A 12,549-nucleotide genomic window follows, 5' to 3' on the forward strand; every position below is an offset into this window, starting at 1 on the left:
AGGAATCGGCTAAAAAAAAGGGCGGCTTTTTTACGAAAACATCCAAATAATTATCCTTTTATCGGTTTCGGTAATCCCTCGGCGACAGCCCCGTATATTTGCGGAACGTATTGGAAAAATATTTGTAGTCGTAGAATCCCACCTTCTCGGCGATTTCATACGTCTTCAAGCGCGTCTCCATGAGCAGCGCCTTCGCTTTCTCCACCCGCAGCCGGCTGAGCCACTTCACGAACGTAATGCCCATTTCCTCTTTGAACAATTTGCTGAAATAAGCCGGCGTCACATTGACGTGATCGGCCACCTCCGTCAAACTGAGCGACTGTTCGTAATGCTTCTCCATGTACTGAATCGCCTCTTTAATCGTCCTCTTGAAGGAATTCCGGCGATTGTCCTCCAAATGACGAACGATCTTGGCGACCATCTGCCCCATCCACGCCTCCAGGTCGGCCACCACCTCAAAGCGCTCGATCGCAACATGCGGGATGAATTGCGGGCCGAAAACAAGGTCCTTGGAATGCCCCGCTTCCTCCAGCTCTTGAATGAAAAAGATGACCAGCCGAACGCAGGCGTGCTTCACTTCGTCGAAGCGCCGGTTCTCGGACGCGAAGCGCTGAAAATATTGGCGGATCATTTCGCGAAGCTCGCTCTCGCTCATCCGTTTCAACGCCTGCGCCATCGACCGCTCTTCCATCGTGAGCGTAGAGAACGGCTCCGCGCCGGCATTCTCCCGCTGCCGCTCTCTCACGTGCATAAAGATCTGCCCTTTTCCCCGATACACCTTCTCCTTAAGCGCCTGGTCCGCTTCCCGGTACGACCTGCCGATCTCGAGCAGGCTCGCGCACGGCAGGCCGATGCCGATTGAAAGCGACAGCTTCAGGTACCTTTTGACGTTCGACTGGATTTCCTTGCAGACGGCCAGAAGCGAATGAACCTTATCCGTAGACACGAGGGCGATCAGCCGATTCAGCTCTCCGTAGCTGACAAAGCCGGAGAAGTAGGACAGCAGTGTCTCTTCGGCGATATTGAAGACGGCGAACGCAAAGGCCTCGTTCTCCTTCGGCGACAGCTTCTGGGAGAAGAACGCGAAATCGTCGATGTCCATAATCAGGATGTGATATTCCGATCCCGTCAAATCGATTTGCAGCGTCCGCAGCTTTTCCTTGATTCCGGCCGCGCTCAATTCCTTTTTGAGCAGACTGTTCATAAATTTATACTTGAGGTAGGGCAGATTTTCATTAAACATGTGAAGCCGGCCGATTTCTTTTGTCTTGCTCAGCTGCTCTTCCCGCTTCCGGTCGCGGATATCGGTGATGGCGGAGATCAGCTTCTCCGCGCTGGCCGGCTTCAACAAATAATTTTGAATGCCGATCTGAAGCGCCGCCTTGGCATATGCGAAATCCTCGTAACCGCTCAGCAGCACGATCGCGATATCGGGATACAGCTTCTTGATCTGCTCGGACAACTCGATCCCGTTCATGATCGGCATGCGGATATCGGCCAGCACGAGGTCGACCGGAGCCGTCTGAAGCTTCTGCAGGGCGTCCCGCCCGTTTCCCGCTTCGGCGGCAATCTCGATGCCGTGCTCCTGCCAGTCGATCGATGTCGCAATCCCTTTGCGAACCAGCGGTTCGTCATCCACGATCATCATGTTGAACATCCTGCTCGTTCCCCTTTATGAATGGTTGTCTGACGATTACTTTCGTCCCTTGTCCGGGCTTACTCTCAATGTGAATTCCGTACGAATTGCCGAAGCTCAGCTTGATGCGGTCGTTGATATTGCGAAGGCCCACTCCCTGCTGCAGGTGCGCCGGGCCCTGCAGCCGGGCGACGACGTCCGGATCCATCCCGACGCCGTCGTCGGTCACCTCGTACACGACCGTATCGCCTTCTTTGTAAATCCGCACCCCGATATGGCCGAAGCCGCCCTTTTGCTCGATGCCGTGCGTGATGGCGTTCTCGATCAACGGCTGCAGAATAAGCTTGATAACCTTGCAGTTCAGCGTATCCGGGTCGGCTTCGGCGGTGAACGTAATGGCGTTCTCGTACCGCTTTTTCTGGATCAGCATGTAATTTTCGATATACTCCAATTCCTTGCGGACCAGCGTAAAGCCGCTGCCTTTGTTCAAGCCGATGCGGAACAGCTGGGACAGCGTCTGAATGAGGGATGCGGTTTCGTACGCCTTTTCCATCCGTCCCACCCAATAAATCAAGTCCAGCGTATTGTACAGGAAGTGCGGATTGATCTGCTCCTCCAGCGCTTTGATCTCCGCTTCCTTCTGCTTAATCTTGACCACATGAACCTCGTTGATCAATTCGTCAAGCCTTCTGGACATTTTGTTGAAGCTGCTGCCCAGCAAGGCGATCTCGTCGTTGCCCTGCACGTTCATGTTGACGTTGAAATTTTCTTTCTCCAGGCTGCCCATCAGCCTGCGGATCTGCCGGAGCGGCTTCAGCACCTTCAGCAGAAAATAGAGCAGGAACAAGAAGCAAATGACGAGGCTGAGGAAAATCGACACGTAGGTCACCTGCTTGATCTGGTCGCCCTGCTTCGTAATCGAGCGCAGCGGGACGCAGTTGATCAGCCTCCACCCGGTCTGGTCGATCGTATAAAACTCCACCATATATTTTTGACCGTCGATCTCCGTATCGTAGTAGCCTTCTCTGTCCGTAAACAGCTGCGGCCGCACATACCGGTCCTCCAGCTTCTGGCCGACCTTCTGATCGGACAGCGTGGACAAAATCGTTTTATCCGCATCGATCATGAAGAAAAGTCCGTGCTCGCTCGCGACCTGCTTGTCGTAAATGCTGCGGATTTGCGGCTGCGACAAATTAATTTTCATAAACCCGAGCACCTGGTTAATGTTGTTAATATCCCGGATTTCCCGGAACAGCGTGATGACATTCAGGTCCGACGTCCCCACATAAACGTCGCTGAGGGACCACTCTTCCTTCCCGTTCAACGCCTTCATTCGCGCGATCTGTTCCTCGCTGAGCAAATTGCGCGCCCCTTGCGTATCCATGCCGCCGCCGCTCAAATCCTGAACGTAGATGGAATATACATATTTTTTGGTTAAAATATAATCGCCTAATAAGGTTTGAATCGAAGGATCGTTTTGGGACATTTCGCTGCGGTTAAACGATTTCAAATATTGATTCAGCCTTTGGTTGTTGATCATGTTGATCGAAATCCCGCGCACGTCGTTAATGATAAACTCGATGTTGTAGGCGATCTGTTTAAGCGTTTCCATATTTAATTTGCTGGCTTGGTCTCTGACGATTTTCGTGGAGCGGACGTATGAGAAGCTGCCGACGATCAAGATCGGAACAAGCGTCATCAGCAGGGAGAAGATCAATATTTTGTAACGCAAGCTGAACATCCTGCGCGTACGCATCCGCGACGATTCCCCTTTCCTGTTGGTCGAAGCACGGAAAAAACATCTGCTAATCCAGTCTTGTTGGGAGTCGCGCCGAACAACAAAGCGGAATGGGCAGATGCAGCACCAGTATAACAAACGAAATGGTAAACGTACCAGAGCGGCTCGTCAACCAGATTTTGTATAACCGGCGTTCCCTGTTGCTCCTGCGCAGTGTGCGGGGACGAAAAAAGTTCTTTATTGTATATTAATTTGGAATATATATCTTATTTACAATAATAATCCATACTGTATTCGTAATTACTTTTGTTATCTATTTTGTTCTTTTTCTGGGAAAATAAAAAGATCAGCCAAATGTTCCGGCTGATCGGATATAAGCCAACCGGATATGGCTGACCTGGTATCGCGCAAATCAAAAATCAACTGCTGCCTGCCGCTATTTATATCTCCTAAATTTCCGCGACGCTTCCATCCAGATTGTAACGCGGTTCATACTGCTTTGACCTGTATGGATATTTTGCAAACGCCTCTTCATTCAGTTCGATCCCCAGGCCGGGGCCTTGCGGCAAAGGAAAACAGCCGTTTTCCGGCTTAAACGACATGCTGCAGATGTCCGTCCGTGCGTAAACCGAATGCGCCGCAAACTCCAGGATATCAAAATTTTGAGCGGCGGCGCTGACGTGAAGGCTTGCTGCCGTGGCAACCGGCCCGTTCGGGTTGTGAGGCGCAAGCTTGATATGATACGTCTCTACCATCGAAGCGATTTTACGGATTTCGGTTATGCCTCCGCAGTGGCAAATGTCGGGCTGCGCGAAATCGAACAGCTGATTTTCAACTACTTCCCGGAACTCGAAACGGCTGAAAAGGCGCTCTCCTGCCGCGATCGGGACATTGCCCGAGTTTTCGCGGATTCTTTTGAACGCGGCGGTATTCTCGGGAGAGATCGGTTCTTCGAAAAAATAGACGTTATGTTTTGCCGCGACCTCAAGCAGCTTGATGGCCTCGGCAGGTGTTCCTTGGCCGTGATTGTCGATGCAGATCAGTTTATCCTTGCCGATTGCCCTGCGGATCGAAGCGAGATTCTCGTCCAGAAACTCGATATCGGACGCCGGATCGTACATCCGTCCGGGCTTTCCGCCCCCCGTTTTAATGCCGGCAAAGCCCATTTCGACCGCCTTCAGGGCGGATTCCGCATTGCCTGCGTGCGTATAGGTGCGGATTTTGTCGCGTACCGCACCGCCGAGCAGCATGTATACCGGGACATTGTAAATCTTGCCGGTTATATCCCACAGCGCCTGGTCGATCCCGCTAATGGCGGACATATAAACAAAGCCGCCTTTCCAAAAGCCGTGGCGGGCCATCTTCTGCCAAATCTTTTCGATATTGCGGGGATCTTCTCCGATCACGCAGCGCTCCGCCAATAAATGAATGCTTTGTTCGACCGCCTTCTCCTGTCCTTCGACGCTTGCCTCTCCCCAGCCATAAACCCCCTCGTCCGTTAAAACTTTGACAAAGAGCCAATTTTGTCTGAGCGTCGATACCAAATAGGTTTTGATCTCGGTTATTTTCATCGCAACACCCTCCTGCCACCCGAATTGAATCCGTCATATCCTGCTGAAACGAATTTACATGCAAGAAACAGGCCGCAAGCTGCCTGCGTGGATTAGAGATCATCCACTTCTTCCGTAGTAAAGGGCGAAGCGGGCAAGCCTTCCCGGTTATACAGGTTAGCGCCTTCCGGATTGTCGGCCCACGCGTATCTCACATAAACGGGACTCGGGATCCGGTCATGCCAAACCGCAACGCAGTCGCCCTCAATCTCGGCATCCGCCCAGACGAAGATTCGGCCGGTGCCGGCTATAGCGAAATGTCCCGGCCGGTCCGCGCCTTTGGCGATCAAACCACTGCCCGTATCCCTGAAGGACAGGACGATCCGGCTTCCGTCCCTTTTCACCGATCGCAGTGTAGGGCCGGAAGAAACTACCGACTCATCCCCATAGGCGATTTTCCGGGCCGCAAGAGCGAGCCGCTCTCCCGCGTCCTTTTTATTGACCGGATGCACATCGTTCCATTCCCCGATATCGATGGTTACCGCCATACCCGTACCGGGCACGTCAAGCGTCCGCCGCTGTGCCTCCCTAATTTGGGCCCAATTGCTCGCGGCAGGCTTGCCGGAAGGCTCCATATAGTTTGGCAGCTGTACATAAAGGAAGGGAAAATCGCCTTGCTCCCACTTCTTTCTCCAGTCGGCAATCAATGCCTTGAACAAGCTCTCGTAGTCATCGGGCTTTTTGGCGTTGGATTCGCCCTGATACCAGGCGACGCCTTTGATTGCGTAACGGACAACCGGCGCAATCATGCCGTTGTATAAGCCCAGCGGCCGCCACTGGATAAAGGATGGCGCTGGAAGCGGATCGCTTTTTACTCCGATCAGGTACTGCCATTCGCCGCTCAAATTGATGATCCGGTCCCCGATTTTCAAATGGTACGACTTCCCTTTATAGAAGCCGCCTTTACCGGAAGTATTGACCACTCGCACCACAATCGAATTTTTGCCTTCCTGCAGCAGACTTTCCGGGAGTTCGTATTTCCTCGGCACGTACTGATTCGGATTGGATCCGATCCGGGTCCCATTGATATAAACCGTATCCTCATCGACCACATGGCCCAGAACAAGCCTTGCGGGATTACCAAGCAGCGATGCAGGTATTTCGATATCCTTCCGGTACCAGACGACGCCGTTGAAATGACCCAAACCTTCTTCTTCCCAATAGGAAGGCACCTTGATGGACGGCCAGGCGGACGCGTCGTAACCGGAATCAAAGCATGGCTTCCCGGCGTCGGGCATTCCCGCGTCATTTTGGTTTACATTGCGGTACCATGCTTCGCCGGATTGTTGATCCGCTTTCGCCAGGGCTTCCAAATAATGGTTATCTTTCAGCTTTTGCGCGGCTTCAACATATTCCGCGAAGGGCGACAGGGCATCCTCGCTCATGAAGGATTCGATCGGCGCCCCGCCTAGACTGGCGTTGATCAGGCCGATGGGGACACGGTACTTGTCATATAGCTTTGCAGCAAAAAAATACCCTACGGCCGTGAAGTTCAGGACGCTTTGGGGATCCGCCGCCTCCCAGCATCCGGCTTCGAAATCCGTTTGCGGCCGTTCAAAGTCGTACTTCACCGGGACCAGAAACTGCCGGATGGAATCGCTGCCCGCCCGGGCGATGTCCCCGGGATAAACCTCCTGAACGGAGAGCATTTTCATGCCCATGTTGGATTGACCGGAACAGAGCCATACGTCGCCCAAAAGGATATTGGTTACGGTGATGCGTTCTTCGCCGTCTCCGGTCTCGATCACCATATCGTAAGGTCCGCCTGCCTCTTCGGTCCGGAGGCTTACCTGCCATTCTCCGTCTGCATCAACAATCGTACTGCAGGATTTTTCCATAAAACGGACCGTGACGATTTCTCCCGCCGGTGCCGAGCCCCATATTTTGACCTGCGCGTTTCTTTGCAGCACCATACCGTCGCCGATCAGGCGGGGCAATTTGATTTTCTTCTGATCCCGGCTCATACGCCCACCTACTTTATATCAGAATTTCATATATTTACTATCCCGTCAAGTCAAATATAGGTTAAGCATAGGAATCGTAGATGCGGTTTCGTCTGGCTCTCTCCTCCGGGCTGAGTCTTTGTGCGTCTGCAATTTCATAGCCGCCAAAGGTATCGTACAGCCTCGACGAAGGGTCGATTTCCACATACGTGCACCAGGGCAGCCAGTGGTAGCGGCTTTGCAGCGTTTGGCTGGTAAAGTTGCCGCTTTCGTGCCCCAGGCCGGGCATGATGTACCCGACACTGCCGTCCACGTCATTGGACTGCCGGGTGTTCTTGTGGATGAACTCGGCAAAATCGAGATAATGCTCGTCGCCCGTAATCAGATACAACCGGTAATAGGTATACGAGCATGCGGCCATATAAACGTCGGCGCCCCCGCCGATCGTAATGATGCTCTGTCCGCTGATCGAATAGTTGTTGAACGGATGCTTCGGCCAAAGAGTGCGTACCGGGAATTTCCAGGCGTACGTCCAGGTTTCGGTATAATCGGCGGCGCCGATCGCGCCTTCCAGCCATTTGTCCTCGCCGGTCAGATCATACAGAGCAAGAAAACCGAATAAAGCGTAGATGCCGGCTTCTTTATCCTGGATATCCATGTTGTCGCACGTGCCGCCGCGGTATTCCAAGTTCCTATAATTGTTTTCGAATGACCATTCGCCCGCCTTGACGGCTGCGGTTTTATATCTTTCGTCGCCGGTCGCCAGATAGAACTGGACCAGGAAACGAATGACGCTCGGCGTGTTGGATTTGGAGTTCATGCGGATGGAATTGTCGGTATTGTACGCGCGGTAAAAGCTGCCGTCATCGTTCTGGATGTCAACCAGCCAATCCGCGGTCCTTCTGCAAAACTCGAGCCAGGCCGGCCGTTCGTCGCCCTTTTTGCGCATATAGAGGGCCGCGTCCAAAATAGCCTCGATCCCGTCGGCAAGCATGCGCACATAGTGCGGATACGGCTCGAACCCCTCGATGTTGGGATTGTAGCACATGTGCGGCAGTCCGGATTCGGTCATGGCCGTCCTCACCCAAAAATCGATGACGTTTACGCCTTTTTCCAAGGCTTCCGGCACGTTTTCCTTGTCGCCGTAGCGAAGCAGCTGGTAGCCGATACCGGGCTGCTGCCCGACAAAGCCGAACTGGAAGGATACGCAGGAGATGTCCATATCGGGCAGCTGGCAGGCAAAGGGCAAACCGTACGAATCGCCGTATTGCCGCGTATATTGGGCAAGCATCTTCATGCAGTTGTGAAAATGGCGCTCGTTATCCACATCGAACAGCCCGTCGCGCAGCCGGTCGTAGGCGATTCGCCAATTGTCTGTCATCATCCGCTGGAAGCTGCCGTAATGGCTGAAGTTTACGGCCACCGCGTAATGCTGCTCAAAGCCCGCTTCCACAGGGTGGTTCACGCGCTGGAACGTTTTTGATTTCTTGTTGTAGTCGAGGCCCGCATACTGATTTCTTCGGGGCATCTGCCCGTCGCAGCCGGGATACACATAATCGATCGACAGGCCGTCGATTTTCGCCTCGAATGGTTTGCGCACGGCAAACCCGTAATACATATAATTCAAGGTCCTGCTTTCCGGCCTGCTCATGCCGATGGCGCCGGCGGTCATGTTCGGGTCGACGTTGTTTTCGGATCTTACAATATCCACTGACGGCATCGTGACGTCTGCGGCCCAGCGCGAAAGAGCCGCCGTTTCTCCCGACGCGATGTTTTGCATGGCAAACAAAGGCAGGGCGTAGCAAGTTTCCATACGATAGAAATATTCGCAATCCAAATCTTTGCCCATCGCGTAATCGGGCGCGAATTCGTTTTGCTTATACCAAACGCCGGGCGCAAAGCAGTTATAGTCGTGCGTATCGTCCGATTCCGCCATCGCAAAGGAGATCTTGGTGGAAAAACCAAGATCGTCCCCTGCCTTCAGCACCTTGACGCTCCGGCTCACCTTGAAACCGGAGCCGGCCCTTTCATAAGTATCCGTAAAGGAAAATTCGGATCCCGAGGGAACGGTTAAGGTGCCTTTGGCGATGATTTTATCGCCGGAAACGGCAATCTCGGCGTATGCGCCGTCGTAAAACTCGCTGACGGCAAAGGCGGTCTTCACCGTCACGAACATCGGGCGTCGGTTGAAATAAAGGAGCCTGCCGTCTTTTTGAACCTCAAGACCTCCCTCCTTAAAGCTGATGGTATAGCCGCCGCTTGCCAGATTCATCGCTATTTCTCCTTTTTCCGTTCATATTCCGGTTCTTAGCCGAGACGCAAATTCAAACCCGACCTATGTCTTCTGTAAATACATCTTGATGACCGCTTAAACGTATGCTGCGTTAATTCACCTTTTCTGCTGCCTTAAAATATTGCTTCACCAGGAACCTCATCAGCTCGCCCGGCCGCTCCTTCGCAAACTCGGGCCGGTCTCCGAATACCATACCGTAGGGCGCCTCTGCCGTGTACGGATCCCACTGCGGCAGCTCCTCTCCGGTGGCATCGGTTCCGTTCGGATTTCCGGTACGGATGAAATTCGCCCAATAGTTGCACATTTGGCGGGCCAGATCGTAATGCTTGCCGACAAACGGCCGCCAGCATTTGGCAAGCGTCTCGAAGAAAAACCACAGATCCACCGAGTGGAACGTGCCGGGATTGTCCCATCCCGGAATGTCCGCGTCGAAGTTGTAATAGTACAGCGGCACATCGGCGCCGGAATCGGCATTGGCCTGCGCGGCAACGCGGATCGCGTATTCGATGCCGTTCACCGAAGCCTGTTTCAATACTTCATCCAAGCTGCCCGACTGCGCCTGGCACAGGGCCAGATATTCGCCGGCGGCGTCGCCGAACAAGTCCGCCGCCATCTGCTTGAATTGTTCCAGCGTCGCAGCCTTCGGAACGCTGAAAAATTCGGAGGACGTGTGGCCTGCAAGCACCGGCACCTTCCAGCGTTTGTTTTCAAGGAAGCGTTCATATGCGCTGCCTACATTAAACACGTGATCGACAACGGTGCCCCAGTGGCCCTTATATTCCAGCGATTTATCGCGGATGTATACCGCATCCAGCTTGCGGGCTTCCGCAAGCGAGGAGACGCCGAGAAATTCAAAGAAGGTCTCGCCTTCGCGTTCGGCTTCCGCCAGCGTGCGCCTGGCTCTGGGCGGGCGGGTTCCGGGGTACAGCGCGGTGAACATGCCGCTTTGAATAATCGCTTTCTGAAAGAGGCCTTCGTTCTGAGGCGAAGTAAGCTGGCTCAGAACGCTCGCGCCGCCTGCGGACTGCCCGCCGATCGTGATGTTGTCCGGGTCGCCTCCAAAAGCCGCGATATTGCGCTTCACCCATTGCGTACCCGCCTGCTGGTCGAGGTGGCCGAAGTTTGCGGGCGCTTCCGGAGCCTCCGCCGTCATTTCGGGATGGCATAAAAATCCGAACGCGTTCAGGCGGTAGTTAATCGTGACCACCACGATGCCCCTGCGGGCGATGCGCTCGCCGTCAAACTCCATCTCGGCCGTATGCCCGACCTGCAGACCTCCGCCGAAATACCAGACAAACACCGGCAATTTCTCGTCCGCGCTGCGCGCAGGCGTCCATACGTTCAGGTAAAGACAGTCCTCGTCCATGGGGATATCGGGATCGACCGACCATTCCCTTGTATAAATATTTTTTTCGTCGATCACCGTCTTGGCCTGCATCGAGATCGGCGCGAAGTCATAGGCTTTGAGCACGCCGTCCCAATCGGCCGCGGGCTGCGGAGCGCGCCAGCGGTTATCTCCTACGGGCGGCGCGGCGAAAGGAACGCCTTTAAAGCTGGTGATCCGCGGGTCGGCGGCCGGCAGTCCTTGAACGACGCCATTTTCGATGTTCACGATTCTAAGCATGGTTGATAACTCCCTTCATATGATGGTTCATTCGGTTTCGCGGTAAATCGGCGCGGTCTACTTCGTAAGGCGGATTACATTCCACGAAAGCTTTTTTGTAACGGCGGACACTTTGCCTTTTTCCATCTTGGTACCTGTATTATTCATGGGCTGAATCGCATCCTGACGTTCGAAGCTGTTTCCCTGCTGCAGATCGCCGGTATACATCTCGATATGTCCGGAGAGCTTATAACCGTCAAACCCGCGAACGTCCAGGTTAACCTCGATGTCATCCTCGATTCCGCGGTTGACGATGAAGATGCTGACCTCGCCCCGTTCCTCATTTTGCACGGCGGCTGCTTCGATGGCCTGAACGTTTTCGTACGCGTGGCATTGATTGGAGCCTGAAAGCGCGAATTGCTCGGTGTTAAAGGTCGGGCCGTCGACTGCGGGAAGGATTGAAACGCCGCCGCGGGTCAGTTTGTTCATCTGGTAATAAGGATAATAGGATGCGTTCTTCCATACATGCGCGCCGTTAAAAGCAAGAGCGTTTCGAATGCCGCCGGTCATGCAGCCGATCTTGATACGGTCCGCGTGGCGGAGGAAAGTCAGCATCACCGATGCCATGGCAAGGGCGTTGAGCATTTGATGGGAGCTTGGTCTGCGCTCGACATAATGCTCCGGGTCGTATCTCGTGAAGACATTGTCCCTGGGAGCAAACTGGGCGTAGCTCTTGGTTACGTCCTGCCAGCCTCTGCGCCCGAAGAGAACCTCGCTCTGTCTGCCGAAGCTCGCGCCGTATTCGTCGAAGGAGATGTACATTTTTTTGGGCGTACGCAGCTTGGTCTGCAAATAATCGCAGACGGCGACGGTGGTTTTAATGTACTCCTCCAAGACCGAGGAGATGTTGAGATAGGCCGCAATGTCTCCCTCCGGTGCGGAGTGGTAATGGTGCAGGGAGACGTAGTCGACCGATTCGTAGCACTGCTCGAGCGCCGCCATTTCCCATTCGGGGAAATGCTTGTGATGGTCGGAGGTACCGGCAAAAACAGTTTCAGCCTGGTTGTCGATCCATTTGACCATCTTGGAAATCTCATGGGTCCGAATGCCGAAGCCGACAGGGTCTTTCTCCCAGGAGCCGATCTGCCAATGGCCGTCCATTTCGTTCCCGAGATACCAGGTTTTGATCGGATAGGGGTCCGAATGCCCGTACTTCCTGCGCAGGTCGGACCAATACGTGCCTCCGGGATGCCGGGAATACTCCACCAGGTGCGCGGCGCTTTTGATCCCTTCCGTACCGAGATTGATGGTGTACATCGGATCGGTGTTGACCCGCTTCGTCCACTCCAAATATTCGTCATGGCCGATAATATTCGGCTCGATCTGGAACCAAGACAGGTCCAGCTGTACCTTGCGGTTCTCGACCGGTCCGATGGAATCCTTCCAGTCCCAGCCCGAAACCCAGTTCCCCCCGGGAAAACGAAGGGCCGGAAGATCAAACTCCTTTACCGCGTCGATGACATCCCGCCGAAAACCCATGTCGTCCGCGGCCTGGTGCTTGGGATTGTAAATACCTCCGTAAACCCAGCTGCCGATCGGCTCAAGAAACGCGCCGAACAGACGTTTATCCACTTTGCCGATTTTATAATCCGGATGTACCGTAACGCTCGCCTTTTTCATCAAATGACCCTCCTTTCTCGATTCGGCGGCTGCTCCCGCTTTTGTG

The 12,549-nt window shown here is 53.9% G+C and carries 7 protein-coding genes; all 7 read right to left on the reverse strand.

Features of this window, described 5'->3' with window-relative positions; all coding sequences use genetic code 11:
• Positions 1 to 58: 58 nt before the first annotated feature.
• Positions 59 to 1,648: a response regulator gene (locus tag PD282_RS18415; protein WP_274652097.1), complete on the reverse strand. Its 1,590-nt coding sequence runs from the start codon at positions 1,646 to 1,648 to the stop codon at positions 59 to 61.
• A complete protein-coding gene (locus tag PD282_RS18420) occupies positions 1,632 to 3,392 on the reverse strand; it encodes a cache domain-containing sensor histidine kinase (RefSeq protein WP_274652098.1) in 1,761 nt (586 codons plus the stop codon). The genes PD282_RS18415 and PD282_RS18420 overlap by 17 nt, the downstream gene beginning before the upstream one ends.
• 431 nt (positions 3,393 to 3,823) lie before the next feature.
• Positions 3,824 to 4,945, reverse strand: a complete 1,122-nt coding sequence (gene dgoD / locus PD282_RS18425; RefSeq protein WP_274652099.1) for a galactonate dehydratase — start codon at positions 4,943 to 4,945, stop codon at positions 3,824 to 3,826.
• A gap of 92 nt (positions 4,946 to 5,037) precedes the next feature.
• Entirely contained in the window at positions 5,038 to 6,948 is a 1,911-nt protein-coding gene (locus tag PD282_RS18430) for a sialate O-acetylesterase (RefSeq protein WP_274652100.1), read from the reverse strand.
• A 61-nt stretch (positions 6,949 to 7,009) separates the two neighbouring features.
• Positions 7,010 to 9,199, reverse strand: coding sequence for a glycoside hydrolase family protein (locus PD282_RS18435; RefSeq protein ID WP_274652101.1), 2,190 nt, complete (start codon positions 9,197 to 9,199; stop codon positions 7,010 to 7,012).
• Positions 9,200 to 9,311: 112 nt separating this feature from the next.
• Positions 9,312 to 10,844 carry a carboxylesterase/lipase family protein gene (locus tag PD282_RS18440; RefSeq protein ID WP_274652102.1) on the reverse strand — a complete coding sequence of 511 codons (1,533 nt, stop codon included), beginning with the start codon at positions 10,842 to 10,844 and terminating at the stop codon, positions 9,312 to 9,314.
• 57 nt (positions 10,845 to 10,901) lie between these two features.
• Positions 10,902 to 12,503: an alpha-L-arabinofuranosidase C-terminal domain-containing protein gene (locus PD282_RS18445; protein WP_274652103.1), complete on the reverse strand. Its 1,602-nt coding sequence runs from the start codon at positions 12,501 to 12,503 to the stop codon at positions 10,902 to 10,904.
• Positions 12,504 to 12,549: the final 46 nt, after the last annotated feature.

The sequence above is a fragment of the Paenibacillus humicola genome (assembly GCF_028826105.1).
In the GTDB taxonomy this organism is placed as follows: Bacteria; Bacillota; Bacilli; order Paenibacillales; family Paenibacillaceae; genus Paenibacillus_Z; species Paenibacillus_Z humicola.